At 41.3% G+C, this 26,239-nt stretch carries 23 protein-coding genes and 2 pseudogenes; 9 read left to right on the top strand and 16 right to left on the bottom strand.

All coding sequences use genetic code 11. The annotated features are described in order from the left end of the window. The first annotated feature begins 56 nt into the window (after nt 1-56). The gene (ltrA, locus tag LC653_RS12925; RefSeq protein WP_229494857.1) at nt 57-1,940 is read left to right on the top strand and encodes a group II intron reverse transcriptase/maturase; all 1,884 of its coding nucleotides are present in this window, start codon (nt 57-59) and stop codon (nt 1,938-1,940) included. 129 nt (nt 1,941-2,069) lie between these two features. Here ltrA and LC653_RS12920 read toward each other — a convergent pair whose 3' ends face one another. Beyond that, nucleotides 2,070-2,600 (bottom strand): hypothetical protein, encoded by a 531-nt coding sequence (locus tag LC653_RS12920; protein WP_229494856.1) that lies wholly within the window; start codon nt 2,598-2,600, stop codon nt 2,070-2,072. A gap of 41 nt (nt 2,601-2,641) precedes the next feature. On the opposite strand from LC653_RS12920, the gene LC653_RS12915 reads away from it, so the two are divergent. Beyond that, complete coding sequence (locus tag LC653_RS12915) at nt 2,642-7,453, top strand: hypothetical protein (RefSeq protein ID WP_229494855.1); 4,812 nt, start codon at nt 2,642-2,644, stop codon at nt 7,451-7,453. Between the two features lie 338 nt (nt 7,454-7,791). On the opposite strand, the gene LC653_RS12910 is transcribed toward LC653_RS12915, so the two are convergent. The 4 genes from LC653_RS12910 to LC653_RS12895 all read right to left on the bottom strand — a co-directional run bounded on the left by LC653_RS12910 (nt 7,792) and on the right by LC653_RS12895 (nt 13,493). Next, a complete protein-coding gene (locus tag LC653_RS12910) occupies nt 7,792-12,060 on the bottom strand; it encodes a strawberry notch family protein (protein ID WP_229494854.1) in 4,269 nt (1,422 codons plus the stop codon). A 278-nt stretch (nt 12,061-12,338) separates the two neighbouring features. Continuing rightward, complete coding sequence (locus LC653_RS12905; protein ID WP_229494853.1) at nt 12,339-12,794, bottom strand: hypothetical protein; 456 nt, start codon at nt 12,792-12,794, stop codon at nt 12,339-12,341. Nucleotides 12,795-13,025: 231 nt separating this feature from the next. Then, nucleotides 13,026-13,226: a hypothetical protein gene (locus LC653_RS12900; RefSeq protein ID WP_229494852.1), complete on the bottom strand. Its 201-nt coding sequence runs from the start codon at nt 13,224-13,226 to the stop codon at nt 13,026-13,028. A 9-nt stretch (nt 13,227-13,235) separates the two neighbouring features. Then, a complete protein-coding gene (locus LC653_RS12895; RefSeq protein ID WP_229494851.1) occupies nt 13,236-13,493 on the bottom strand; it encodes a hypothetical protein in 258 nt (85 codons plus the stop codon). A 4-nt stretch (nt 13,494-13,497) separates the two neighbouring features. Between LC653_RS12895 and LC653_RS12890 the strand changes: the two genes are divergently transcribed. After that, a complete protein-coding gene (locus tag LC653_RS12890; protein WP_229494850.1) occupies nt 13,498-13,674 on the top strand; it encodes a hypothetical protein in 177 nt (58 codons plus the stop codon). 240 nt (nt 13,675-13,914) lie between these two features. Here LC653_RS12890 and LC653_RS46200 read toward each other — a convergent pair whose 3' ends face one another. Together LC653_RS46200 and LC653_RS12880 are read right to left on the bottom strand one after the other, a co-directional pair. Beyond that, nucleotides 13,915-14,868, bottom strand: coding sequence for a ParB/RepB/Spo0J family partition protein (locus tag LC653_RS46200; RefSeq protein WP_267923037.1), 954 nt, complete (start codon nt 14,866-14,868; stop codon nt 13,915-13,917). Next, nucleotides 14,865-15,620, bottom strand: a complete 756-nt coding sequence (locus tag LC653_RS12880) for a ParA family protein (protein ID WP_229494849.1) — start codon at nt 15,618-15,620, stop codon at nt 14,865-14,867. Before LC653_RS12880 ends, LC653_RS46200 begins: the two co-directional genes overlap by 4 nt. A 455-nt stretch (nt 15,621-16,075) precedes the next feature. Between LC653_RS12880 and LC653_RS12875 the strand changes: the two are divergent. From LC653_RS12875 to LC653_RS12865, 3 genes and pseudogenes are all read left to right on the top strand, one after another. Further along, nucleotides 16,076-16,628: pseudogene (locus tag LC653_RS12875) on the top strand (helix-hairpin-helix domain-containing protein); the annotation flags it as partial. A gap of 96 nt (nt 16,629-16,724) precedes the next feature. Continuing rightward, complete coding sequence (locus LC653_RS12870) at nt 16,725-17,675, top strand: RpoD/SigA family RNA polymerase sigma factor (protein WP_229494848.1); 951 nt, start codon at nt 16,725-16,727, stop codon at nt 17,673-17,675. Between the two features lie 88 nt (nt 17,676-17,763). After that, nucleotides 17,764-18,012, top strand: a complete 249-nt coding sequence (locus tag LC653_RS12865) for a hypothetical protein (RefSeq protein WP_229494847.1) — start codon at nt 17,764-17,766, stop codon at nt 18,010-18,012. Here LC653_RS12865 and LC653_RS12860 read toward each other — a convergent pair. Further along, nucleotides 17,941-18,186, bottom strand: a complete 246-nt coding sequence (locus LC653_RS12860; RefSeq protein ID WP_229494947.1) for a hypothetical protein — start codon at nt 18,184-18,186, stop codon at nt 17,941-17,943. The genes LC653_RS12865 and LC653_RS12860 overlap by 72 nt on opposite strands. Nucleotides 18,187-18,356: 170 nt before the next feature. Next, nucleotides 18,357-19,253, bottom strand: coding sequence for a tyrosine-type recombinase/integrase (locus LC653_RS12855; RefSeq protein WP_229494846.1), 897 nt, complete (start codon nt 19,251-19,253; stop codon nt 18,357-18,359). A 94-nt stretch (nt 19,254-19,347) separates the two neighbouring features. On the opposite strand from LC653_RS12855, the pseudogene LC653_RS46815 reads away from it, so the two are divergent. Then, nucleotides 19,348-19,494: pseudogene (locus tag LC653_RS46815) on the top strand (helix-turn-helix domain-containing protein); the annotation flags it as partial. Nucleotides 19,495-19,658: 164 nt separating this feature from the next. Beyond that, on the top strand, nt 19,659-19,811 hold the full coding sequence (locus tag LC653_RS46810; RefSeq protein WP_308189080.1) for a double zinc ribbon domain-containing protein: 153 nt from the start codon (nt 19,659-19,661) through the stop codon (nt 19,809-19,811). Nucleotides 19,812-19,816: 5 nt separating this feature from the next. On the opposite strand, the gene LC653_RS12845 is transcribed toward LC653_RS46810, so the two are convergent. The 3 genes from LC653_RS12845 to LC653_RS46195 all read right to left on the bottom strand — a co-directional run bounded on the left by LC653_RS12845 (nt 19,817) and on the right by LC653_RS46195 (nt 20,799). Then, nucleotides 19,817-20,197 carry a hypothetical protein gene (locus tag LC653_RS12845; RefSeq protein WP_229494845.1) on the bottom strand — a complete coding sequence of 127 codons (381 nt, stop codon included), beginning with the start codon at nt 20,195-20,197 and terminating at the stop codon, nt 19,817-19,819. Beyond that, nucleotides 20,187-20,420, bottom strand: coding sequence for a hypothetical protein (locus LC653_RS12840; protein WP_229494844.1), 234 nt, complete (start codon nt 20,418-20,420; stop codon nt 20,187-20,189). The genes LC653_RS12845 and LC653_RS12840 overlap by 11 nt, the downstream gene beginning before the upstream one ends. A gap of 247 nt (nt 20,421-20,667) precedes the next feature. Then, nucleotides 20,668-20,799, bottom strand: a complete 132-nt coding sequence (locus LC653_RS46195; protein WP_267923036.1) for a hypothetical protein — start codon at nt 20,797-20,799, stop codon at nt 20,668-20,670. Nucleotides 20,800-20,844: 45 nt separating this feature from the next. Here LC653_RS46195 and LC653_RS12835 point away from each other — a divergent pair, with 45 nt between their 5' ends. Next, entirely contained in the window at nt 20,845-21,435 is a 591-nt protein-coding gene (locus LC653_RS12835) for a zinc-binding dehydrogenase (protein WP_229494843.1), read from the top strand. A 352-nt stretch (nt 21,436-21,787) separates the two neighbouring features. On the opposite strand, the gene LC653_RS12830 is transcribed toward LC653_RS12835, so the two are convergent. The 4 genes from LC653_RS12830 to LC653_RS12815 all read right to left on the bottom strand — a co-directional run bounded on the left by LC653_RS12830 (nt 21,788) and on the right by LC653_RS12815 (nt 25,533). Continuing rightward, a complete protein-coding gene (locus tag LC653_RS12830; RefSeq protein WP_229494842.1) occupies nt 21,788-22,120 on the bottom strand; it encodes a hypothetical protein in 333 nt (110 codons plus the stop codon). Nucleotides 22,121-22,251: 131 nt separating this feature from the next. Next, on the bottom strand, nt 22,252-23,367 hold the full coding sequence (locus LC653_RS12825) for an FAD-dependent oxidoreductase (RefSeq protein WP_229494841.1): 1,116 nt from the start codon (nt 23,365-23,367) through the stop codon (nt 22,252-22,254). Nucleotides 23,368-23,575: 208 nt separating this feature from the next. Beyond that, entirely contained in the window at nt 23,576-24,715 is a 1,140-nt protein-coding gene (gene tbcS / locus LC653_RS12820; RefSeq protein WP_229494840.1) for a tetraprenyl-beta-curcumene synthase, read from the bottom strand. 356 nt (nt 24,716-25,071) lie between these two features. Next, nucleotides 25,072-25,533, bottom strand: coding sequence for a hypothetical protein (locus tag LC653_RS12815; protein WP_229494839.1), 462 nt, complete (start codon nt 25,531-25,533; stop codon nt 25,072-25,074). Between the last annotated feature and the right edge of the window lie 706 nt (nt 25,534-26,239).

Here is a 26,239-nt window from a genome sequence, read left to right as displayed (position 1 = left end):
TTCCAGGATAAGCTGACGTGAGCCGCAGTGTGGGAAAGCTAGAGGTAACATTAGCTATGAATAAGCCTAATTCGGATTTAGTAATGAATACCGAGGGATGGAAAACAATCAAATGGCGACGAGCCGAAAGATATGTTTTCAAGTTGCAAAAACGCATCTATGCTGCTTCCCGCCGAGGTGATGTCAAGCAATGCCGTAAACTCCAAAAGATGCTGATGAGGTCTTGGTCTAATAGGGTGTTAGCGGTACGACGGGTTACACAAGATAACCAAGGTAAAAAGACGGCAGGTGTGGACGGTATTAAATCACTGCTCCAAAAAGCACGTCTTGAACTGGCAGGGCAATTAAAACTTACTGGCAAATCCAAACCTACCCGTAGAGTATGGATTCCAAAACCAGGAATAGAAGAAAAACGCCCATTAGGAATACCCACAATGTATGACCGCGCACTACAAGCTGTATTAAAAGCTGCACTTGAGCCAGAATGGGAGGCGGTGTTCGAGCCAAATTCCTATGGTTTTAGACCGGGAAGGTCATGCCACGATGCGATAAGACAGATTAAAATCTGTATTCAAGGCAAGGCAAAATACGTGCTAGACGCGGATATAGCCAAATGTTTTGACCGCATCAACCATGAAGCACTGCTCCAAAAGTTGAACATCAAGGGTAAGGTCAGGCAACAAATTAAAGCTTGGTTAAAATCCGGGGTAATAGACAAAGGAGCATTTACTGCCACATCTGAGGGTACGCCGCAAGGCGGTGTTATTTCACCACTCTTGGCAAACATAGCCCTCCACGGCTTAGAACAACGGATAAAACAGGAATTTCCAGAAATGTCCCACACGGGGAGGAAAACCTGGTTTCACCAAAAAGGGGTTGAATTTAAAACTCCTAACATCATCCGTTACGCAGATGATTTTGTGATTCTCCATGAGAATAAAGCCGTTGTCCAAAGATGCCGAGAAATTACCTCGGAATGGCTATCGGGCATTGGACTTGAATTAAAGCCTGAAAAAACTCGGCTAACCCACACATTTAAACAAGAATTAAGTGAGGATGGTGTGGCAGGATTTGATTTCTTAGGTCATCACATCCAACAATACCCTGCCGGGAAATACCGAAGCAGTAAAAATCGCTACGGAGAATTATTAGGCTTTAACACCCTTATCATCCCATCCGCGAAGGCGAGTAAGGTTCACGCTGAGGAAATCGGAAGAATTATCACAAAACATAGGTCATCGCCACAAGCGGCTCTCATAAAAGACCTTACCCCTGTTATAAGGGGATGGACTTCCTTTTACTCACATTCCGATGCCAAAACAATCGGAGAATTTGCAAAACAAGATAACCTCACCTACCTGAAACTTCGACGATGGGCAAAACGTCGCTGTGGAAACATTAATGATGGACACATCAAATATTGGACTTCCATTGGCGGTAATAACTGGGTATTCGCAACCAGGCAAGGGACAGCGAACCCCTTCCGGTTACTTAATCATAGTGAGTTTTCTTGCAGTAGCACTGACTATGTAAAAGTTAAAGGCGATAAAAGCCCCTACGATGGCGACACAGTTTACTGGAGTAAAAGACTAGGGATACACCCCCAAATGCCTAATCGTAAGGCTAAGTTGCTAAAACTTCAAAAGGGTAAGTGTCCTTGGTGCGGGTTAAGCTTCCAAGAATGGGATGTTTTAGAAGTAGATCACAAAATCCCCAGAGCATTAAGAGGCAAGGATGAGTATAAAAATCTGCAATTATTACATCGGCATTGTCACGACGAAAAGACCGCACTTGACCTAAAAGAAATACGGAAGAAAGACCGCTCCAAATTCCGAGAGAAACTTTCTCAATTTTGGAATAAATTTGATTGGGAGTGGATTAACGACATTCCATTTTTCATAGGTCAAAAGGTCAGGGAGTCCGATTTGACAAATGGATAACACACTGAGTAGCCGTGTGCAGTGAAAGTTGCACGCACGGTTCCGAATGGGAGGGGTGATGCAGTAATGCACACCTCGACCCTACCAATGCTTTCAGCTTATATTATCACTCGCTCTGCTTCGGTGAGCCTAATATGCTGTGTCCTTGTCGAAAGGCAAACTGTCAACATCCTCAAAGTTACGCAGGTCTTGCTCCATCTGCTGCCGACGTTGTCCGTATGTTCTGCTGTTTCCAATCCTTCCTCTCATCAACCATGCACCAAAGTTGATGCCTTGTTCTATGTGATCGGCAGACACTTTATTGTAATTATCAACCTCGATTTTCTTGCGACGTTCCATTTCTTCTAGCCACCCAAGGCTTGTACCCTTTTTAAACTCAGATTCAAAGTATTCCTTCCTAAGAGAACCGTCAGGGTTGAACTGTGTTTTCTCTATTGGGGTGAAGAAGTCGTATGCCGTGTAGAGAATCCAAGATTCTGGGTCGGTTTCGTCTAGATGTTTTAACTCAAGATACCTATCCTTCAAAATTTGAGCGTGTTTATTGATCATTTCAGGACGCATATTATCAGCAATTAATTTCTGAAGATACTCTGGTTTTAAAGAACCATCTTCACTGACTTTTTCTTGGTTCATGTTTAACCAACGTTTTAATCTTGACATATTTACCCCCCCCAAGAAATTTTCCAAATTTAAATAGATGTATGACTCTAGAATTCAAACACTTTGATACCAGGTTGAATCAATGGATTCATAATGACGGAGACAAAAATAATCCTAATTCAATTTTAACTGAGAAAATAGACAATACTTTATTAGAATCATACTTTCCTGGTCAAGAGTTTTCTTTCGGACATATTGATGAATATAGTAAGCCAGAAGATTTACAAAATCACCCAGAGGGACATATTATTTTATTATCTTCTAAAACCAGGCTCCTGTATGGTTCTCCAGAATGCTTAGAAGTAATTGATAAATTATGCCCCGATAGAAAAGATAGAGGTGCTTACGGTTCAATTTTTTTAGGTGCTTGTAAAAATTCAATTAATGAACGATTAAATATTTTAGTTATAGATGATAGTACGGGAGAAAATGGAGGATTTATTAAAGACCAAGATGCTTTTAAATTAGTGGGAGACTGTTATGGACAGATTTCAAATGAAGCTTATGTTAAATTAACTAAAATAAAAGAACATAAAGATAAAAGTTATCGAGTAATTCAGCATCGCTTTGGTTGGAGAGAAGGCGATGGACAAGATACTAAATACCGTTTTGGTAAAGGAACTCTACGACCATTTAAACTAGAAGAGTTGTCTTGGCAAGAAAATACACCAAAAATCGACTTAATCATTCCCATATCTAGTTTTAAAGGTACAGACAAAGATAACCCCAATGGTGCTAGTAAACCCCAAATTAAACCAGGGCTATATCAACAAAAAATTTGGTTAGGTGAAAAATCGCAGTCACAGCGAGGTCATACTGCCATATCACAACTGCTGGCATCATTTCCCCAAGGGATCAAAGATTTCGCTGAGGAGCTAGAGGCACAGGCTCAAAAGCTAGCCGAAAATCAGGATGACCCAAGGATTGTTGCACAACTTTACTGTGAGAAATACGAAAAGCGTAAGGCTTTCACCGAGTCACAGAAAGCATCTTTAGAAAAACAAATTACTTTTGCATCTGCTAATAATGGCTCATTAGCTAAACAATTAGAACTAGTAACATCGAATGATGCTGATGGAGAATATGAGACAAGCGATGAAAATAATGAATCCCCAAAAGATGATTTTTTAATGTATAAACTCATAAAGGCTGATTTGGTTGGGGGACATAATCAGCTTTTGGAAACTGAAAAAGTCAAACAAGAGCTGAGTAAATTTGTCCAAAGTGAGTGGAGAGATATAGCGCTTGGGAGAACCTTAACTTTTGACCGAGGAATGATTATCCCATCTAAAGAACTGAAAAATGGTGAAATCTGTGTCTCTTGGATGGATGAAAAGGAAAAAGTATTAAACTTTCGCTCTCCTTTCCTCAACTCTAATGGTTTGTGTGTCTCTACCAATAAACACGTTTTAGACCGTCTTGCTCCAGATGGTGAACCATTAGAAGGCATAATTGTAGTCAATGACGAAGACCACAAGCGCATACAGCAAAGAATTACAGAGTTAGAAGCACGAGGGGTTGATGTTGATTTTATCGACCCAGCAGAAACCGAATCAGAACGCCAAGCACGAGACTACGATGGTGACTGCATTGGTGTAGCAAGAGCTAGCTTATATCCCAATTTAACAGCAGAGGCAGAGCGAAGAAATTTTCCTCAAAACGCCTATTCGCCCACGGTTAAGCTCAAAAAACAATCATTTTATGATCCCACCGATGGAAGCCAGCCCCCATTTGAAAAAATTGCTATCCACATGAGCGATAGCATCAGCGTGGGCATAATCAACAATCAAGTGACGGCACTGGAAGCATTAGAATCAGAAATTGAGGTACTAAACACTTATGGGACTTTAGAACAAAAATCAGAATATTTAGAGCAAGTATCTAGCCATTATCAAAGTTTATTTGAACAGGAATATGGCGAGAAGCCCAAACCAATTAGACCAGAGTACAAACCTTTCATGCAATCTGTTGTAGCTCTAGCAGAGAATCCTAACAGAACGCCGGAGATTATTCAGCAGGCGATGGATGTTAACCGCCTGATGTACCGAGAAATGATTGGTGAGGGGTGTTATCAAAACCAAATAGCAGTTGATTTATTCAAAAGTGCTAAAAAACCTGAAATGGATAAAATCCGGGAAAACAGCCGCTATTTGTATCGTGATGTTAATTATATTAAAGATAAGAAATCTTCGTCAGTTTATTTAAGCACGGAGATAACACCAAAGGGCTACTCACCAGTAGAATTATTGATTAGCCAAACCAATAAATATTTCCAAGAATCACAGTTAGAATCGCGTCCCATAGTCCAGTTTAAAGACTTATTCAAAGGAGTAGAATTTACACCACAGCAAAAATTCGCAGCGATCGCTGCTAAATACGAGTTTGATCTGAAATTCAACGCTGCGGTTCGTGCCTCAAGGCGGCGAGAAACAGAGTCTGGCCCTAGCGCAATTGTTCAAACGGATTCAGGAACGCAACTCGAAATTACCAACCTCACCCGCTACGGGCATCCCCTAATCTGGAAAGCCCAGACACTTAATATTCGCCTAGATGAGATTAAATTCACAAACAGTGAACGCCCCCATAAATTATTAGCGGTTGCACAGATAGATGGTGAGATTGGGGAAAATGGAAAACCCGCCTACCGCAACCTGGGGACAGTTAGCCAACAATCTGTGACTGACCACAACCTCAAGGCAGGGATGACCATGCAGGGAGCTAAACTCCTAGAACTAAAACCAGAACTTACTAGAAGCCAAACTAAATTACTTTTCGACAAGGCACAAGAGGCGGCTCTCGCATTTTACGCTTCTATCCCAGAGTCAGAAAAACTTGCTCTATCCGCCGCCGCTTGGAACATCTGTGCATCTCGCCAGGATGAACTTGAAGTTGCAAGAAAAGAAAACGCAAACCCCCAGGCGATCGCTAAAAAAGTATCTAACTTCGCCTTTGCTGCTTTCCCCAATGAAATTATCTCTCGCCTGGAGCAACTGCAATTTACCGAACCGAAGTTAGTCACACTAAATAATGAGGCAAATCAATTTTTGGGTAGAAAGTGGAACCCAGACGAAAAGCACCCGATAGAAATCAGAGCTAGTCACCACCCACCGGGGCATGAACGCCACGTTTCCAGACTAATGTTTGTCCAGGATAGTGATGGCGAATATAAGGAATTCGCCATGTTCGAAACCAGAACTGCACAGCTTCCCATTGGAACGAAAGCGCTCTCTTGTATGGTTGGGGTAGAACCTGCCACCGCCAAAGCAACTATTGGACTACCAGGAAACGAGCCGGTTGAAATTACTATCCGTGAACTCAAGAACTTCTCTTATGCAGGACTTGTTTTTAACGCCGAACCCGTAAACTTAGAATTTGGCACTGTGCCGATTCCTGATAAAACAGTAAAAATCAAAATTGATGCTTTGACTTTGGGTGAGTTAGACAGTGATTCTGCCCAACAGTTAAAAGAAATTAATTATCTCAAAAATGGTAATCCCCTAAAATTAAAGCTCACGTCAATCTCTGAGACAGGAGATCAAGCTTTTGTCCTGGGTGAGTCTCCCAATGGAAATCTCCTCAAAATTAATAAAATTAACTTCTATGATTTTTCTGGTCAGACATTCAATGATCAAGATTACCGAAAACTGAGTATCGAAACCTCAGCTTCTAAAACTAGAGATGCTGTGTTTTTGAATGGTGAAGCCTTGGGGGTATTACATTTCAAGAAAGACAAAGACGCGCTCAGACAACTTGGGCTACTCAAAACCGGACAACTTACCCCAGCACCCGCTATTATTGAAAGTAATTTTTCTGTTATTTGCGCTCAAATAGACCCTAAGACCGTTGAATATCCCCAGAAATGGACGAAAGAATTCCAAGTTTTTGAGACTCAATCGGTTAACCGCCAACAACAGGAAATGATTGATAGTAGTGCGAAAATTCTACATCATATTAAAGAGCGTCCCACTTTCTTATTTTCTACCCAATCAAACAAAAAACTTGGAGTCATGGGCTTGGCTGTTGACAACCAGAAAGCTGATACTGTGACTAAATGGTTAACTGCTCAAAAAGTTGAATGTCAGCAAGTACCAACAGAAGATGTTATCAGGGAAACTAAAAAAGGTCTAGCGGTATTTAACTTGGTTGATAGCTCCATCCCTGCCAAAACTTTGTCGAGCATGACCAAGAAATTCGGGGCTGTGATTGAAACGGATAGTGACTATCAGCAAAAAGTTAGCTCCCTTGCCACACGACCGCAGTTTTTGAAACCACCAGAACAAACAGCACAATCCCCACCTAACCAATCTATAACTCCATTACTCTCCACTACTCCTTCTACACCAGACATTAGTAATAATGTGAAAACCGAACCTTTAGGTGTAGAGAAATACCCGACAGTTACTATTGATGACTTGAGAAATTGGTATAATGCCGCCGATAAGTTAGGGAAGTCGGAAAATTACAAAAAACGCATTGTAGAAGTGGCTAATGGGTTTAAAGCTGGTGAGCAATTATCAGCCGAAGCGTTGACAATAATGAAGAAAGATACATTTGAGCTTGAAGGAATTAGTCGGCTGACTCAAATTGCTCAAAGAATTGGCATGGTCTGGGGTAAGTCTGATGAAAATGGCATTCAAGTTCTAGGAAAGATTTATGACTTGGCTTTCAATACCCAGCAGAGAGATTTAACTATTTCGCAGAAAAATGGAGAGGTAATTTTAAACTTACAATCTGGTCAAGTGCAGACTAATAAACTAACTCCACAGATATTGCAAACTTTTGAGGATGTTAATACTCAAATTGATAAAATATTAGCTAAATCTCAAACACAACAAATAGACTTACAAAGATAGATTTATCTGCCTCCGGCAAGGCAGAAGGCAGAGGGCAGTTCTTGCTGGAGGAAAGAATAAGTTTTAAATTTTGCCTTTTTGCCTTGCTAACTTGGGTTTAAGATCCCCGCTAAATCGTAGATTTAGCGGTCTAAAATTACTGTTCTTGTCAGAATCCCCTGTAATTGACCTCCTGCCTCCTGCCTTCTTCAACTTAAAATAGCCATTTTCAGCAATAAAAAAGGAGAAAAAAGCTATGGAGACAGCTAATCTAGAGCTTGCACAGGTTTTTTATTTGCAGTTGAAAGTGGGATAGTCAAATCGAAAAAGTAGCCACTTTTGTTGAGTGGCTACAAATTTCATCCAAGAATCTGAATCACAGCAGCTAAAATTGACGGTGCTTTATCATTAGTTGGAATGAATACTCGCTTTTTCCATTGAATGATTTCGGTAAAGCAACCAACAGCCACAAGCCTGTCAGCCAACGATAAAGCATTCACTAGCTCAATCCGCCGCTCATCAGCAATAGAGGAACAGCGTAAGGTTACTCCTCCTGGTAATTGTTGTGAATACCGCTTATTAAGCACAAGGCTTACTAATTCTTGTGGACTTAAGAGCTTATTCTTCAATCCCAATTGTTCAGCAACAGCACGAATATTCTCCGCACTGATTACACGACCCAGTACTTTCTCTCCATTAGTTAATTGCAATCGAAATACTCGATTGTTCTGCTGTGGCAGGATTTTCCAGATAGGTAGAAGTATTCCTGTTATCAGGTGAATGTGGTCGGTGGTAAACTTGGGCAATTGATCTACTTCCTTTGACCACGCCGCGACGAACGCCTCTGTTGAAACCTGCTTCCAAGTTGACGATAAAAGATTGTCAACAGGTACGCGAGTTTCTTTCTGTGGTCGCACCAGCAAAACCCGTGGCACTACCCCACCTTCAGCATCAAATATACTGTGAGTAGGAATAGATACTGCGGCTTGACCAGATTTCTCATTTACCATCAGCCGTCCCTGGTACTTGGTAGCCGAATCCACTGCTTCAAGAGCAGTTTGAATGTTGTTCTTTTGAAGACGCTCAATCAAGAGATAGTTGGTCACACTACCAGTAGCAGGATAAGTATAAACTGCTTCCTGGCTTTCGATGGTAAACCGTTCAGCCCGAAGAGTTTCAACACCAAGCTCAAAGACACCTGCGGCGATCGCTGTTTCAATCTGTTGACTTAACAGCAATTCAAACCTCTCAAAAATTAAGTTCTGCATCCCAATTCTCAAAGCCAGCAGCCGATTCAGGAACTGACGCAAAGGTGGTAAGTCGATTTTCATACCGCCTTCGTGGGAGGTGAGGCTAAGTCCAGTCATTGCCTCAAACATTCCTAGTGGAACTTGGACAAATCGACCTTGGAAAATCTGTTTAAACAGTTCGTACAAAGCATACTCAGCATACTGAGATTCTAGGTTATCTTTAGCATCAAAGATGCCATTACCCCCAGTTTGCCTCTGTCCGCGAGTGAGTGCGCCCAAACTGTCCAAGCGTCGAGCAATGGTAGAGATGAATCGGCGTTCACCTCTGACGTTAGTAGTCACAGGACGGAACACTGGTGCTGATGCTTGGTTAGTCCGGTGCGATCGCCCAAGCCCTTGAATCGCATTGTCCGCCCTCCAACCGGCTTCGAGTAGGTAGTGCGATCGCCGCCGACGATTCGCCGCGTTAAGGTCAGCATGGTAACTTCGCCCCGTCCCTCCCGCATCAGAGAAGATGAGAATCAGCTTATCTCCCCCCATGAATGCGTTAGTCTCGGCAATGTTAGCACCCGCACCCCGTGAATCCACAAATAAACGCCCGGAATCATCCTTGAGGACTCGCTTACTCCGTCCGGTAACTTCAGCAACTTGCTTGTGACCGAAGTGCCAAAGCAATTGCTCTAATGCACCGGGAATAGGGTCAAGACTTGCTAACTTATCGACTAAGGCATCGCGTAAGGCCATAGCTTCAGCAGATACAATGGGTGAGCCATCAGCATCAAAGGCTGGTTCGGAGCGTTCTTCACCTTCAGACGATGAATGAATCTCATGTAAGTGGACAGGAAACGCACTTAACAGGTAATCCATCACATACTCCCTTGGTGTTAAATCAAGGTTCAAATCCTTCCATTCCTCTGCGGGAACCTGATTGAGTCGGCGCTTAAGCAACTCCTCATTAGTCGATACGATTTGGATAACAACGGCATGACCTTGGGCGATATCCTGCTCGATAGCTTTAATTAGCTGTGGGCATTTCATACCCGTGAGCAAATGGTTAAAGAACCTTTGCTTATGTGATTCAAACTGAGACATTGCAGACATTTTAGCGGCTCGATTATATGTTTTCGAGCCTGAGATGTTACAAGCTTCCAAAGCTTTGTGTAAGTTATTATGAATAACCTGAAAAGCGTCTGCATAGCTATCGTAAATCCTTTCCTGAGTCGGTGTTAACTCAATTTCTAATGTGTCATATTCTACGCCGTCGAATGAGAGACTCCGTGCGAGATACAGACCTAGTGCTTTTAAATCCCTAGCAACAACCTCCATTGCTGCAATACCGCCGACTTCGATTGATTCTACAAAATCCTCACGGGAGGTAAACGGGAAATCACCAGTCTGCCAAAGTCCCAAGCGATTGGCGTAGGAGAGGTTTGAGACTTTTGTGGCTCCGGTTGCCGACACGTAAATCACCCGTGCAAGAGGTAGTGCATTTTGCAATCGCAGCCCGACAATGCCCTGTTGTGATGCACTCACTAAGCCAAGTGTCCCCGACTGCGCCATCGCATTGCCCATGCTGTGGCACTCATCATAGGCTATTGCCCCATCAAAGTCTGCTCCTGCCCACTCAACAATTTGCTTGAGCCGACTTTTACCATTATGAAGTGAGCGCAGAGTCGAGTAGGTGCAGAATAGGATGCCTTGGGTGAAGGGGATGGGTTTGCCTAGCTTGATGTTGCCCAGGTCAATGATATCTTTTTCACTACCTCCAAGCGCACACCAGTCTCTACGGGCATCCTCAATTAGGGCAGAACTTTTTGATACCCAGATTGCTTTCCTTCGCCCCTGACACCAATTGTCAAGAACGATACCCGCAACTTGTCTACCTTTACCAGCGCCCGTGCCATCGCCCAAGAACCAGCCGCGACGGAATTGCACAGCGTTTTCTGAGCCAGTTGCCGCTACAGTTACATTATCCCAGGAATCGTCTACCAAGTAAGAACCTGAGAGAAATTCGCTATGTGCAAGACCTGCATAGATCACGCTCTCAAGCTGTGCTTCTGACAGCAAGCCTTGAGTCACAATATGCTGAGGTAGATGCGGTCTGTAAGTGGGAGCCGGTGGAGACACTAGGGCTAAGGCTGCACTTTCGCAAAGGAGTGAAGGGTGTGGTAGTGCATTCAATAGTTTCAAGCGCTGTGGACAATAGGTTTCGTAAAGGGTATCTTTCAACCCTTCGTTTGCAGCCCACTCAATCACCTCATAGTTTAAGGGTGCAACATCAAGAAATTGGGATAATGTTTGAGTGACTGGCGCTGATAGAGTGGACTCCGGCTTAACGGGACTTAAACGAACCGCTTTTGAAACCGAAGCTTGAGTATTTGGAGTAATTCGTTCCCATACTGGTCGCGGTGGTAGTTGCTCAATCAGCGTCCCCAATTCTCCCAGTTCAACGGTATCATCAATACAAGTTATGTCTGTTGAGTCAGCAGTCGGAACTTTGTCGATGACCGTCAATCGAGTATCAATGTGAGTTCCGTGTTTGCCGTAGACCTTGCCGTTGATTCCCACCGAAAGCACTACTGTTGCCTTCTCCTGCATCTTAATAAAGGTATCTCGCCAAGTAGGATTAGCTGGAGAAAACCAGTTAGCACTAATAGTTACGAGTCTTCCGCGATCGCACAACCTATGCAACGCCGAGTTGATATGCCGTGGCGTAGCATCAGGATTGCGACTGTTGACTTTGGGTGATGCGGAAAAAGGTGGATTCATTAAGACTACAGAAGGCTGAGTTTTACCAGCCAGATAGTCGTTAATCTGCTCGGCATTTACCGAAAACAAAGGAACGCCAGGGAACAGCCGACGCAGAATCTTCGATCTATCGGGTGCAAGTTCATTCAGCATCAGACTCGCGCCCTGTAGTTTAGCAAATTGGGCTATAATCCCAGTACCAACACTGGGTTCAAGCACTAAGTCATTGCTGGTAACTTGCCCTGCCAATGCCACCAAGTACGCCAAAGACAACGGGGTAGAAAACTGCTGAAGTTGCAATTGTTGTTCGCTGCGGCGTGTGTGCGTCGGGCAGAGACTTTCAATTAGTTGCAGTTCCTCTAACGGATTGGTGGACAATCCTTTATGCCGCAAGTACAAGATTGCCGCCACTTCCACAGCTTCGTAAGCATCTTTCCACTGCCACGCCCCCTCTGCTGCAGTGCCGTGGAAGTGGCGATTCATTTGGGCTTGAATCGTTTTGGTGGAAATAGCCCGTTGCTCAATCAGTGATTTGGCGAGTTCTTGAGCAATATTTAGTATAGATTGCCCATAGTCCAGAACTGTTTGCAGGTCAAAGAGAGTCCCTTGTGTAGCGATGAGGCTGACCATATCTATATATATGAATACATCACTTTCGCTTCGGCGTAGCCGTTTGTTGACAGTCGTTAAATCAACAAGAGTGATCGCCCATTGTTAAACCAATTCGCAATTCGCGCATGAGCGCAATTCGCTTTTTCCGTGTTGTGGCAGGGTCTAATACCAATTCACTAAAATTATGAAACAGATGTAAACCCTAAAAGGCAAGTATCTCTAAGTTTTTTAATTGCGAATTGCGAATTGGTATAAATCCCCGTTACAACACTTGTGGCTTGATAGAAACCGGGGATTTAAACCCCTACATTTTGTGCAGTTATCTTGCGCGATTTGGTGGGTTGGCGCTTAGTACTCGTTGAGGCGGATTTGGGAGGCGTGGACGATTTTGCTCTAGCCCTCTTGGGTTTGGATATCTGTACTTCTTGGGCTGGTGGCAGCAGTCGCAGTGTAGGGAATGAGATAATAACCGATTGTGCAGAAACGGGATTTACTGGTGCTGCTTCCAAACTCCAGGGGTCAGGAATTTGCTCGAACTGTGGAGCTAGGGGAGTGACATGAGGAATATTCTCTTGCAGAGTAAGTCGTGTTGCGACTCCTCTCTCGGTGGACTGTTCAATAACGGGCGGTTGCCATCTAGCAGGGGGTAACGGTACAACCCACAAGCCGCCAACTAAATCGAAAACCATCAGCGCGACAAAGCTCATGACGAGTGCTTGAATCATGAGGTTAAGAACTGATTGAATATCCATGATTAACTCCGAAGATTTGTAATTTTTCAATGTGTTGAGAATTGCAGTTGGGTTTGAAGCGTGTGTTTGGTCGCTGCAACTCTCACTTTTGCTTCGGCGTAGCCGTTTACATCTAGTTGTAAAAGTGAGTTATTTTGTTGTATATAAATTTTTGGCAATCAAGAAAGAGCGATCGCTGTCTTAAATGTTCATGTGATCGCCTGATATGACAAAGCGATGATCTTAACTAGTTCAATTAAGACTGTTTAGGTGTTGCTTCCACTCTTGGTCTTGTTGGACTTCTACAGCCCATACACCAGCAGTTCCTCCTAAACCATTTTTAGAGGCCAAAATTTCGGCTTCATCTTTACAACCAGCCTCGACAACGCCTAAGACTGGATTCCCCATTACCCTTGCATATTCGCTATCGTCATAATAAATGTTAAATTTCATTTTTCCCTCCTAAAAAGATATGTATGTTTTTTCTTCCTCACCATGTAAGGAAGATTTGGATAAACTACTATTCACTAAATGGTAATTAGCCTCATGCCAACAACTATCACTGAGGCTGTTGTCTGCCCAGCATTTGAGTTGGTGAAAAAGATCAATATCACTTACGGCAGCTAATTTTTCCTCATCAGTCCACTCTCGTTGACTACCATCAGAAACAGCCTCAAAGATTGATTCAAAAATGGAGTCTTCTAATTGTTTTTGATTCATCTGGATGTATCGGTTCAAGAATTTTCACTTTCTTTTTCGCAAAGCGATCGCTCTTAAAGTGGCGCTTGAACCATCGCACAGAAACTTGTGTAAAATAGGCATTGCTGTGCCATTCGGAACTGTACGCGGCGTTGAGTACACCAAAGCCAGAGCGATCGGCCAGATTCAAAAATTAATTTAGATCATCGTTGACTCTTTGATTTACACTTTACCGTCAAAATCTCTGTTACCAATTTATTTTCTTGCAAGATGGCGAGCTTTGGCTCTGATACACTTGGAATTTATCTACGAGAAATTGGTCGTTTCGAGAGGCTATTGCTTGAGACTTGAGATTTTTTATGCAAGAGAAGTAATCTAATCGCTGTTTGCCTCTTTTGAATGAATTAGTTTAGGAATGCTGATTGCCATAATAAATGTAGTTTCAGTTATCATCGCTGCTTTCAACTAATAAGGCTTCAAGTTCTACTAATATTTTTTGTAATCGCTTGTGCTGATTGGGATTATCCCAAACCTTTGATTTTTTTACTTTACTGTAGGCTTCATCTATCTTCTTTTTTAAAGAAGATGATTTTTTATCTGTATTTGCAGGCATGTTTGCTTGAATTTCAGCAAGACGCTCTTTAATTTGACTTAAAGATAAATTACTTTGAATCGCATCAGATAGTAATGATTTACGTAGGGCTTCATCCTTAATCCGCGCAATCACTTTAGCTTTAGTATACTCGATTACTCCTGACCGGAGAGCTTCCATAACATCTATAGGAAGTTTTAGTAATGGGAGACGATTGGTTCTAAAACTTTCGGGGGAAAACTTTCCGATTGTGTTAAATACCTCAAGTAGAGACTGCCATTCTTGGCTGTGGATAACGTTATCCACAGCCTCTCGTTCTGGATGAGCTGCTGATTGAAGTAAAGCAACTACTGATTCTGTAGTTTGATTAAGTTTTAATCCTAAGAGAGCAACAATACTCTCTGTTTCCTCAATTGGGTTTAAGTCCTCTCTTTGGAGATTTTCCGAGAGTGCTAGCTCAAGTGCTTCAACATCTGTCATTTCCCTAATAACAGCAGGTACAAATTCTAATTGAGCAGTTTTAGCCGCTTGGAAACGACGTTCTCCTGCAACTAGTTCATATTTCCCATCCTTTCGAGGACGGGCGAGAAGGGGTTGAAGAATTCCATGCTGTTTAATTGACTCTACTAACTCATGCATGGCTTGAGGAGCAAAGTAGCGGCGAGGTTGTTGATGTGGTAAAACAATTTGTTCTATTGGGATAAGGAAAGCAGCACTACTATTGTCTACTGCTTCTTCAACTCCAAATAAAGCATCAACTCCTTTAATTTCATAAGGTTGACTAACACGCTTCTTCAGACTCATGGCAACGTCTCCAAACTTTGAGCAATCTGTTTGAGAATAGTGACAGATGGATGCTTAGGATTATAAAGAGCTAACGGTATATGCTCTTGAGCAGCATCAGCGAAAACTACTGAGCGAGGAATAGCTGAATAAATCGTGCCAATTTTTGACAAAGAATTAGTAATTGATTGTAAACTTTGAGAGCCTTGTCCAGTTCGATTATCATACATGGTCGGAACCACTCCGGCAATTTTCAATTTTTTATTGGCACGTGAACGAACACGAGCAATAGTTGTTAACAATAGTTCTGTTCCTTTTAAAGCTTTATATTCAGTTTGAATAGGAATGAGTACGTGAGTGGCAGCCACCAAGCTAATATAGCTAAGAATACCGAGGCTTGGCGGACAATCAATTAAAATGAAGTTGTATTGTGTGAGAACTGGTTCAAGTGCCTCTTTCAGGCGAATATCTCGCATATCTGCTATTACAAGTTCTAATTCTGCACCACTTAAGTTTATATTTGCGGGGGCCAAATCCATCCCATGTATATTCTGATGAATTGGTAATGGTTCTTCTCCGATAATAGCTTCATAAACTGTTTTGTCTAGATCAGATGGCTCTAATCCCATAAAAGCAGTTAGTGAACCTTGGGGGTCCATGTCCACTAATAAAACTTTCTGCTTACTTTGAGCCAAATGATAGCCTAAATTCATTGTCAGAGTGGTTTTGCTGACACCACCCGACTGATTAAAAACTGCAATGATCTTGCTCATTGACTGAACAAAAATAATAAAGACATCAACTTAACAATATCGGTATCAGTGCATTCTAAAAAAAAATTTACATCAATAGAGACTAAACTTTAATATTTCAACTGTAATTTTACTCATTCCATTACCATTGCTAACTCTTTCAGTCTCTACCCTAATGGTTTGTCTTGTGTAATCTATCGTAAACAACATGAGTTCAAGGAGTATTAATTAATTAATGTTATACTCTTGTTTCGTTTATATAAGTCAAGACCGCTTTCCCAAGACTGGAAACAAATTGCCACTCCTGTCAAAAATTACTCCAATCACGCACTCGTAATTATGACTCCTGTATTTTTCATTGAGGAGTTTTCGTTCAGATTAATGCTGAGTTGGTAAGCTAGTATCGATGTACTAGATTAACTTTATTTCCAATACTATAAGGATGAAGCGATACCTTCGGCACGTCTTCGACGAACGCTACAGTAACCCATAACCCCTACCAGCTAGCAGCCGATATCTATGGGATCGGTTTTCTGACTGCTGATAAAATTGCCCGTAACTTGGGAGTTGCACCAGATAGCGAATTCAGATATTGTGCTGGACTTGTTCATGCTTTGAGCGAAGCTGCCGAGGACGGGCATTGTTACTTACCTCAAGTAGAACTGATTGAGTCAGTGATTAAACTGCTGACTACTGAGGATCACCAGCCAACAGAAGATGCGATCAGCGTGACTATCAAAGATATGGCATTAAGGGATGAGTTAATCAGAGAGAAAATCCCAGACCAAACCCTACTGTGTTACAAACCAACTTACTTTCATACTGAACAAAACCTAGCACAACTGATATCTGGGCGCTTAAGTCAACCGATTACAATTGACATTCCTCGTGTTCGTGGCTGGATTGAGCGCTTTACTGCTAGTCACAAAATTCAGCTTTCAGAGCAACAACAGCAAGCAGTCGAGATGGCAGCTTACTCCCGAGTGATGATACTGGAAAGCGATGGGGAAATCTATTGCTTTGGCTGCATTGATAATATGTTTTGGTTCTTCAAAATAGAAAACTTTATTGAGCTATTTGATTTATACTTTTAAATTCCTTGGTTTAAAAAAGCGTTGAGTTTGTATGTCCAGCCTGAGTTCAGACATGGTTCGCATCTATTTGCAGGAAATTGGTCAGTATCCTTTATTGAAGCCAGAGGAAGAAATTGCTTATGCAAGACTTGTACAACAGATGATTGCCATTGAGCAATCTAAAAATGAACTCACCCAACAGCTAGACCGGGAACCAACAATGACAGAATTAGCTAATGTTGTCGAAAAAACCGAAGCACAAGTCCGAGCAGCACTACACCTTGGACAAAAAGCCAAACAAAAAATGGTAACAGCTAACCTGCGATTGGTAGTATCTGTTGCCAAGAAATACCAGAACCGCAATTTGGAATTTCTAGATTTGATCCAAGAAGGAGCGATCGGTTTACAAAAAGGTATAGAAAAGTTTGATCCCAACCGGGGGTATAAGCTATCAACTTACGCCTACTGGTGGATTAGTCAAGCTATAACCAGAGCAATTGCAGAACAATCCCGCACTATTAGATTACCTGTTCACCTCACTGAAATACTTAATAAAATTAAAAAAGTGCAGCGAGAAAGCTTTCAAAAACTCGGTCGTCATGCCACTGCTGAAGAAATTGCATTAGTATTAAACATAAGCACAGATAAGCTTCGAGAATATCTCACCGCCTCTCGCACAGCCATCTCTTTAAATAAACAAGTCGGAGATGAGAAAGAGACAGAATTGGGCGAAATTTTAGCAGACGTTGGCGCTTCACCAGAAAAACTGCTCACCCAAGAACTTCTATCGCAAGACGTAGCTAAATTCTTAGAACCATTGACACCGATTCAGCGTCAAGTGTTGACTTTAAGCTTTGGACTAGAAAATGATCAGCATTTCAATCTCGCTCAGATTGGCCAACAGCTAAACCTCAGTCGAGAGCGCATTCGTCAAATCCAGGTCAAAGCTATAAGTATTCTTCGCCATCATCAAAATGACATTCAAGAGTATTTATTTGATTAAGTAGAATTACTTTAGTCAGATGACGCACGGATCTTGCAGAACTAATATGAAAAACTATATTGAAGAAGTAAGACGACAAAGGTAGTCAATGCCCAGCAAAACAATCGATGTCCCTTCGTACACCGTCAGAGCGCACAAGCGGGAAATTCACACCCGCGTTTTCAACTTTGTATGTAAGCAGTGCGAACAACCCACACAACGAGAAACTTTTGGGGTTCGACCTCTATATTGTGAGAAATGCCGTCCGCCACAAGCACCCAAGAAATCAGTAGTCCCTCTCAAGAAGAGAAAACCCAGAGCTATGAGCTACAAGAGTGGCAAAGACATCGCGGGATGATTTGTTGTCTGAAGATAAAAACGATCTCCAGTATGTTTGGTCATTGGGAACAGCTTCGCGCCAAACATAGCCTTGCCGACAAGTATCTGGGCCATAAGGTAATCTTTGGGCAATAGCAGAATCAAAGTTTAAGAGAGTTAGCACCGACTGAGGCGATCGCCGAAGGAGTAACATCAGTTGTATTTAAATTTTAAAGGGGAGCCAGGGGGGTCTTCTCACATTGAGATTTGTATATCAGATTTCATCATCTCTGATTCTGTTGATTCGGAGTATATGTAATACTATTTTATAACTTAAAATTTGCAATACTTTAGCTAGCGATCGCTACACATAATGAAAAAAAGTTATATATTATTGACCAAGTTATCTAAAGCTGACTTAGCTACTGATTCCGCCCGTGACGATGTGATTTTCTGGTAGCGTAAGGTAGTTTGGATATTTTCATGCCCCATCAGCGCCCGTAGCTCCTCAATCGCCATTAGTCCCACCCGCTCAGTCGCAAATGTATGGCGGAGGTCATGCAGCCGAATGCCTTTCAGTTCATGGCTTTGGTTAATTACTTTTCTCCAGTCTGCCAGAACTGCTTCATAACTTACTGCTGTTATAACTTTGGTCGTTGGGTGCTGGGCGGTGAATAATGCCTTGGATGCGGAGTGGCGATAATATTTGATATAGTCTTGTAAAGCAATTTCCGCATCTTCACTATAAAAACACCAGCGTTGTTTGTTACCTTTACCTACAACTTGGAACTTGCGTTGCTCCATATTTATGTGTGCTAGCTCTAAGGAGAGTAATTCTCCAATCCTGGCTCCACTTCGATGCAGTAAGCGGACTATTGTCTCCAGTCTGGCATTAGATTTTTTGACGTTTGTATACAAAATATCTAACTGTGATGGCGTGAGATAGCGTATTATCTCGTCTGTCTTGTGTTCTCCCCGTTCTCGTTCCGGTTTCCTGGGACTTAAACGGCTAGCTGGGTTTGATTGAATGTAGCCGGAATCTACAGCAAAATTAAACAGAGCGCTGATTATCGCTTGATGGCGATTATGGGTTGTGTAGTTTAAGTCATCTAAGCTTTGTAGATAATCCTTAAGTAGTTGACGGTCTACTAATTCTACAGGTGTTTTGCCGTGTTCTTTGAGCAAAGATAGTAGCGTTTGTTCGTAAGATTTAAGTGTATTAGCGGCTAATCCATCTCGTGAGAGGAATGCTGTAGCGACTTGTGCTAATGTAGTTGTCATATTTCACCATTTTTCGGACTAAAAGTAGCGTATAGTATTCCAAAAACATATTTAAATAAGATAATTAAACATATATATTAATACATACTTCATCATGGACAATACCCCTCAACCCCAAGAATCACTGGCAGAGTACGTTAAAAGAATACGCACGAGCCTTTCGTTAAGTCAAACTGAACTGGCCCTAAAGGCAGGGATTCATCTTCAAAGCCTAGGTAAGATTGAACGAGGGATGACGACTAAGCTCAATAGTAAAAGTCAGCGTGGGCTAGCTGTCGCATTGCAGATTCCATCTGAATACCTGGATGCGGTTGGGTTGTCCGTGGGGTTGCTCTTGGGGCATCAGATGTTCTCAAATTTTGTCCCCACTGTTGGCAGCCTGGAACAACACTTGAAGATATTTGGTTGTCGCCGCGCTCCAAGTTCTGTTTTCTATGCGGGACTGGGTTACGTAATAGTTGCGCTTCGTGTAAGGAACCGATTACGTCAGTAAAATTTCGCTTCTGTCCTTACTGTGGTTTTCCCTATAAGGAATCTGTTAGTTCTGATGTGATTTGAAAATTTTAAAAGTCATTATCCGTAAAGGGAACTATCGATGGTGAAAACCTTTTTAGCGATGGGTAAAATTCTAACGTTGCTGCATAATCGTCTGTTTGTGATACTTCTAATTCAATTATTTGCTGATTTTTATCATCAAAGAGTAACTGGATTTGATAATCTGTCCAGAATTGCTCACCTAGTTCATCTTCTAAATCAAAAAGCTGTTCTTCATCACCCCAAATATCTGACCAAAGGACTATCCGATTAGCACGAAAGTGATTTTGACCTTTGACATCTGCAATTACAAAATATACTTCGACATTTAAATTAAACCCAAACTCATCAAGCTCTGTCTCTTGTATCGCACAGTTAACCACAATTAAGCTATCAGGGTTAACATTCACTACAGAAGTGTTGGCGCTGTAACATTTCTTGAAATACCAAATCAGGTAGCAGCTTTGAACTCTCTTCAAGTACAAGTTTTTGAGTTTCTGGTGAGTAACGAGTTTTTAATTCTTGGGTTAGTAGATTTAAGATATTACCCGTGGCTAAATTGACAACTATCTTTTTATTTGTGGAATTAAGGAAACATCCGTGATTAAGTAAATTATGTTTTTTAGCTGCCATGATTCTTTAAAAACCTTCTCTGCTTGAGTGGTATCCTGATTTATCAAATAGCCTATCGTAGCAAGGCAATGGCGACTGACAAGCTTTTTCTTCTACTCAAAATCCGCATATTGAGGAGGACTAGCCCCAATGCGCTTAGTGATCCTAGGATACTTGTGCGATTGGGCTTTGTCTTTTATGTCTATGATTTCATCCTTTTGAGTCGGTTTGAGTTTTTGAAATTAAACCGGAACTGTTGGGTATAAATCTACTTGCACCAATCGTTATTGTAATTGAGTGTAGCGTTTTGATTTACTCGTTCCACCCGCTCAATCGCCAGTCGAGCATAATATTTTACCCGCTCCCACCAAGAATCACTGAGTTGTTCATCTGTGTCCATACCCAAGCGATTATTCCATTAGTTTCAATTACAGCTTGGGAAGGAATGATTGATCGGGCCAAGATTCAGCCAGGGCAAAAGGTTTTAGTTTATGGAGCGACTGGGGGTGTAGGTCATATTGCCGTTCAACTGGTAAAGTGGGCAGGAGCAAGGGTATTCGCCTTGGTTTATAGTAATGAGAAAGGGATAATCGCTCGTCGGTTGGGTGCAGATGTCATCATCAACTATCAGCAACAACCTGTTGAAGAATTTGTGGCAGAGCATACGGATGGGGAGGGTTTTGACGTGGTGTTTGATACAGTTGGTAACGACAATCTTCAGAATGCCTTCAAAGCAGCAATTCTCAACGGAACAATTGTTTCCATTGTTTCGCTATCCCATCAAGACTTAACTTTACTGCATGTAAAAGGGTTAACGCTGCATCTAGTTTTTATGCTGATTCCCATGCTGTTTGGTAGAGGTCGCGCTCATCATGGCGAGATTTTGTCAAAGTTGGCTCAATTGGTGGATGAAGGCAAGGTACATCCACATCTGGATAAAATCTTCAGTATGGCTGAAATTGCTTCTGCCCATCAATATGCTGAGTCAGGTCAAGCAATTGGGAAAATTGTGCTGACACAATCATTCAACCTTTAGCTGCAACTAATGCTCACACAGAGGTACATTGCAGCTTATTTTCTATCCTAGCACTGCTAAAAGATGGTTCAATACAACTCCTCAGAGAAAGTCAAGGTATTAATTAATACTGCTATGGTTTCACTAGGAGCCACCCGACTTTACTGTTGCTATTGAACATCGCAAGCAGGGGAAAAAATTTATAACTCGTTGGGTCAGTTAGAATAGAGTCAGTGTGCGAATAGACACGGGTATTAAAGCTTGGTACATTGAAATGGTTATTGAGGTTTCTCCAGAAAAAGTTCAAATGACCTTTTAGCGATCGCGATCCGGAATAAATCACGCCATTTATCTAAATGTTGTCAGATAATTTTTAGAACAAAGGTTGCCGGAATTGATTGGGCTCTGCTGCTAGTGCCGCAAAGTAATCTTCCACAATGCCGCAGGCGATCGTCCGAAGCATGGCTTCAAGGATATCGAAAGCCCTGCTGATATGGGGTACTGGGGCTAGAGCCGCGTACTGGACTTGACACGAATTCTTTAATCTGGGCGGAACTTCATCTGGGCGAAATGGCTTTGCAGCAGAAAAGTGGATGAAGCAATAGTGGCTATCGACTCGCTCTTTGTAAAATCCTCGGACGTGCAGTAGCGGGGGAAACGGGCATAGTTCCAGGAAACGCGACTGTTCAAGTAGAGGATGAAGCAAACAGCTCCCATATTGTCTAAAGTATAAAATAGTACATTAAGTAGATAATCACCTCTATAACCTAACCTGCGGGTTTGTAAAAACTACCTATTGAAGGATGTTTGAGTTTGTACTGTCTAACAGAATATGAGTCACGGAAGTAGCCTTTTATAAGGAATTAAACCGGCAAATGTATAAGTTACCTGCTCTGCCAATGGCTTATTCCTATTCATCAGCCAAATTAATAACTTATTTATAAATGAGAATTTCCTAAAAGACTTTATTTGTAAACCAGCATCGAGATCTGGCTCAAAGTACAGCTGATAAAGACGCTGCCAATTTTCAGATGCTAATTCTGGACTAGTACTCATATTAATCGCTTGCGTCACGTATAAGCCGCTGAGAATAGCATTTGCGATCCCTTCACCAGTCAAAGGATCTGTCAGATTTGCAGCATCACCAATTTTAAAAACCTTGCCATAACTGACTGTGTTAGCTCGTTTTGCGGTAGCTAAGGGATAAGCTTTAGGTTTTTGCTGACTAACTACTAGACTTAAGAGTTCTTTTGTAGCCTGATTACGCTGCACAAATTCATTGAAAAGCCGAATAATGTTTATGTTGCTCTTTTGATATTCATCTATCCATACTCCCACACCAACATTGAGCTTGACTAATTCTGAGTCTACCGCTACGGGAAATATCCAACCATATCCATTAACCCCAAGAGTTTTATCAAAGTAAATTTGAGCTTTTGAAAGATAGGTTTTTGGAAAATCTGCCACTCTTATACTCCAGTAAGCTCTAATTGCGATCGCATTGGCTTCTCCTGCATAGACACCGCGTGCATCAATTATGTAATCAAAATCACTATTAAGCTCTTGGTGATAGCGTTGAATATCGCTAATCCTCTGCGTTCTTTGTACACACCCTGCATTGATTGCTTTTTCATAAAGAAGATTGTCGAATACAAATCTAGGTATGCAATAGCCTTTAAGCTCAGTGGGGCACAGATGGCTAATATCGTTTGAAACTCCGAGCAGAAAGCTATCGATTTGAGCGTACTCAGAGGCTAAACGTTTGATGTCCTGTGGATATATTCCCATTGTGGATAATGCTTGAACCGATCCAAGGCTGACTCCATCTCCACAAGTCTTATCTCTGGGAAAACAGTCTTTATCTATAAGCATGACTTCATGTCCGCTTTTAGCCAAGTGATAACCTGCGGAACACCCTGCTGGCCCTGCCCCAAGGACTACAATTTTAGACATTATTAAATTATCCTTATTAGAATTTGTCTTTATCCATGAACATAGTTTAAAAGGATGCCAACAATTTTACAAACTGATGAATTGCTTTCTTATTTTTTAGACAAGTAATAAATAACAGACTTATATTGGACTTTCAGATGATGGATACGCTTGCTTCTTTATAACTAATATCTAGTTAGTTTTTGTATCGTTTAGTACGTCGGACTAATTATGCTAAGATTTTCCGATACCGAATCCGAGCCATAATCATAATATTTCCCAGAAAAAAGAGTGATGAACCGCCACATGAACGGATAATTTTCTTTGCAGTTTTTTTGATGTTTTTCTGTTCGTTAACTTTTTCATCAGCTAGATAAACACCTAATAAAGCTCGATTAATCATTCGATGAAAGTGCTTATGTGGTAAACAAGCAACAGCTCGATCAGCCTGTTTAAAAAAATAAGCAAACCGTTCACTTATTTCTTGTCCATTATTATAATAAGCACAGAAGTTTAAATCTCCACCTATGCGGTCTTCTTCTTGGTCGATAAAATAGTCAAGTAGGATATGAAGTCCTTGAACCCAAGGGAAGTAGCTGGTTTTAACTTTTGTAGCTAATTCCTCGGAGCAATCTGGATCGCTTGCATAGGCCACAAGGCAAAAAATTCCTAATGTTGAGCCAGTAGAAGCTGAAAATTCATACCACTTCATTTGAGGAATTTGGTTACGATGTCTTTCAAACCATGCTTCTAAGCGAGGAACTCGCTGGTTAACTTGAACGTGTTTATGAACTTGTAAATCACAATAATAATCAGCCAGATGATGTAAACTAGGGGCAATTACGTGATATGACGGTAGCTGCCTTAATACATTTTGACAGGTTTTTACTAATTCCATCAGATAGCCGCCATCGTCTTGCTCTTGACGAAATTGGTAGTAATTAATGCATTTAGCACCAGGTGTCAAAGCGTCTAAACAAGCTTGATGGAGAGTACGAAAATCTTTCGGATCTAAGGAAGTACTGCGATCGCATAGGTTATCTAAATAATCGCTAATTGTTTGATAAGCAACAATAAAGCAGATTATTTGCTCAATTTCTTGTTTGGCAAGCAATCCATAGATAGAACCACCTTCACAGTGGAAAGCTTTAGTTTTTATACTTAGTAAAGCCTGTTTACGTAATTCGGGATTAGGAATTCGTTCAGCTTTTTTCTTCCAGAATTCTAAATGCTTATGAACTCGTGGAATCACATCATAATAAATTCTCAACATCAGCATCGCAGAACTAGATGGAACTTGCAATAACAAAGCTTTTGGGAGAAAATCTTTGATATTTTTATTATGATTCTGATCCTGAGCTATGAGCATTAGTATTTTTTATAAAGGTTAATCATTAGCTGTTTTTCACATTAAACTTTAAATAATTAAAATCCACCTATCCTTTGAAACAGGTTGGATTAAAATGCTATGTATAATTAGACATACTTAATAAGTTATGAATAGTAATTTGTGGAAAAACTGGCTTGCTCAAGGCTTTTGAACGCTTGGAATCTCCCACTAATTTTTGGGATAAGCATCCTCAAACTTCAGTATCACGGCGCAATGCTCATTAATCGTTTGCTGATTTTGTAGAGACACAGATTATCTGACCGTAAACCGTAATCTGTCACTCTGGTCAAATAATTCGTCGATCTACAGCCATCCTGCAATAGGTTTAATTTTAATTAAACTGCAAAAAACTCTTCAAAAAATGGATAAAACTTGTTCGCTAACAACTCAAACTTTTCTCCAATACAATCAGGGCGAGCTATTTTATAACCTTTGCCATTGTACCAATCAGGATTCATCGCTGGAGAATAACACAGATAAGCCGTGCCATCTTTGTAGTACCCAGATATAGTTAAGATATTTATTTTAGGTAAATAATTTACTTGAAAATTTCCTCCAGCACGGTTTCCACTTTTAAAAGTAATAGCTAAATTATTATCAACAATGTTTTGATAGTCTTGGTGTAATGATTTTAAATAAATTTGTGGTACAACTAAAGCTGCATGAACCTTGCCGATTTTTCGAGCAGATAACTGAAACTGAGTTTTGCTAAAAACTTGTCCAGCAATCTTAGTAACCTCTGTTTGAAAATCTATTTGTACTGCGTAAAGAAGTCGTTCTAAATCTATATTGAGCATTACTTTACCTTTGAATATTCAAATATTGTCAAGAAATATTACGAGATTTTTAGTATCTAAAATTTTGCTGAGGCAAAAAAATTAATAAAAATGAAATTGACAAAGCGATTAATCATTAGATCCTATGGATCTAAATTGATATTTATCTTAGATACATACGGCACAATCTGTTTTCCAGAAATACACTGGAAGTAGATCAACTTGCTAGTGTCCAATCTGTTCTTTATTAGCTCACCATCAGCCACGCCTACAGCTTTAGCGACGAGAGACAGATTAGCTCTTGGTCGAATGGCAGGGGAGTAATGTTTTTCGGGAGCAACGCGAAAAAGTGAGATCCTCGTGAAATAGGCTTTCTTGGGCAGGGGGAGCAGGGGGAGCAGGGGGAGTAAAGAGAGAAAATAGTAATTTTTGCTACTAGAATACTCTGAAATATACTTTTTTTTTCTCTCCCCCTGCCTTCCCTGCCTCCCCTGCTTGCCTACCTCACTGTTAGAGCATTGCTCCCTGTTTTTCAGTGGTTGCGGCAACTGATGAAGCGCAATCGCCCCACTTTGGTAACGCCCCACATTTTGATTTACTCTAGCGTGGCAAAACTTACTAGAGAAGAGCGGAAATCCTGTAATCTTGACCTTGTAGCGAAATAATGGTGCAAAAACTTGGCAAGAAAAAGTTTAAAACCAGAGGCAACATCGTTTGAAGTACTCGA

Origin of the sequence: Nostoc mirabile CHAB5784, assembly GCF_020829645.1 — a bacterium.
GTDB classification, from domain to species: Bacteria; Cyanobacteriota; Cyanobacteriia; order Cyanobacteriales; family Nostocaceae; genus Nostoc; species Nostoc mirabile.
This window is presented reverse-complemented; position numbering and strand designations above follow the sequence as displayed.

Bases quoted from the DNA above. Each gene is read 5' to 3' on its own strand.
- LC653_RS12880 (WP_229494849.1), bottom strand. From the start codon at position 15,620: ATGAGCAAGATCATTGCAGTTTTTAATCAGTCGGGTGGTGTCAGCAAA.
- LC653_RS12890 (WP_229494850.1), top strand. From the start codon at position 13,498: ATGTATCGGTTCAAGAATTTTCACTTTCTTTTTCGCAAAGCGATCGCT.
- LC653_RS46200 (WP_267923037.1), bottom strand. From the start codon at position 14,868: ATGAGTCTGAAGAAGCGTGTTAGTCAACCTTATGAAATTAAAGGAGTT.
- LC653_RS12910 (WP_229494854.1), bottom strand. From the start codon at position 12,060: ATGGTCAGCCTCATCGCTACACAAGGGACTCTCTTTGACCTGCAAACA.
- LC653_RS12835 (WP_229494843.1), top strand. From the start codon at position 20,845: ATGATTGATCGGGCCAAGATTCAGCCAGGGCAAAAGGTTTTAGTTTAT.
- LC653_RS12870 (WP_229494848.1), top strand. From the start codon at position 16,725: ATGTCCAGCCTGAGTTCAGACATGGTTCGCATCTATTTGCAGGAAATT.
- tbcS (WP_229494840.1), bottom strand. From the start codon at position 24,715: ATGCTCATAGCTCAGGATCAGAATCATAATAAAAATATCAAAGATTTT.
- LC653_RS12915 (WP_229494855.1), top strand. From the start codon at position 2,642: ATGACTCTAGAATTCAAACACTTTGATACCAGGTTGAATCAATGGATT.
- LC653_RS46195 (WP_267923036.1), bottom strand. From the start codon at position 20,799: ATGGACACAGATGAACAACTCAGTGATTCTTGGTGGGAGCGGGTAAAA.
- LC653_RS12860 (WP_229494947.1), bottom strand. From the start codon at position 18,186: ATGTTACTCCTTCGGCGATCGCCTCAGTCGGTGCTAACTCTCTTAAAC.
- LC653_RS12900 (WP_229494852.1), bottom strand. From the start codon at position 13,226: ATGAAATTTAACATTTATTATGACGATAGCGAATATGCAAGGGTAATG.
- LC653_RS12865 (WP_229494847.1), top strand. From the start codon at position 17,764: ATGCCCAGCAAAACAATCGATGTCCCTTCGTACACCGTCAGAGCGCAC.
- LC653_RS12815 (WP_229494839.1), bottom strand. From the start codon at position 25,533: ATGCTCAATATAGATTTAGAACGACTTCTTTACGCAGTACAAATAGAT.
- LC653_RS12905 (WP_229494853.1), bottom strand. From the start codon at position 12,794: ATGGATATTCAATCAGTTCTTAACCTCATGATTCAAGCACTCGTCATG.
- LC653_RS12840 (WP_229494844.1), bottom strand. From the start codon at position 20,420: ATGGCAGCTAAAAAACATAATTTACTTAATCACGGATGTTTCCTTAAT.
- LC653_RS12855 (WP_229494846.1), bottom strand. From the start codon at position 19,253: ATGACAACTACATTAGCACAAGTCGCTACAGCATTCCTCTCACGAGAT.
- ltrA (WP_229494857.1), top strand. From the start codon at position 57: ATGAATAAGCCTAATTCGGATTTAGTAATGAATACCGAGGGATGGAAA.
- LC653_RS12825 (WP_229494841.1), bottom strand. From the start codon at position 23,367: ATGTCTAAAATTGTAGTCCTTGGGGCAGGGCCAGCAGGGTGTTCCGCA.
- LC653_RS12920 (WP_229494856.1), bottom strand. From the start codon at position 2,600: ATGTCAAGATTAAAACGTTGGTTAAACATGAACCAAGAAAAAGTCAGT.
- LC653_RS12895 (WP_229494851.1), bottom strand. From the start codon at position 13,493: ATGAATCAAAAACAATTAGAAGACTCCATTTTTGAATCAATCTTTGAG.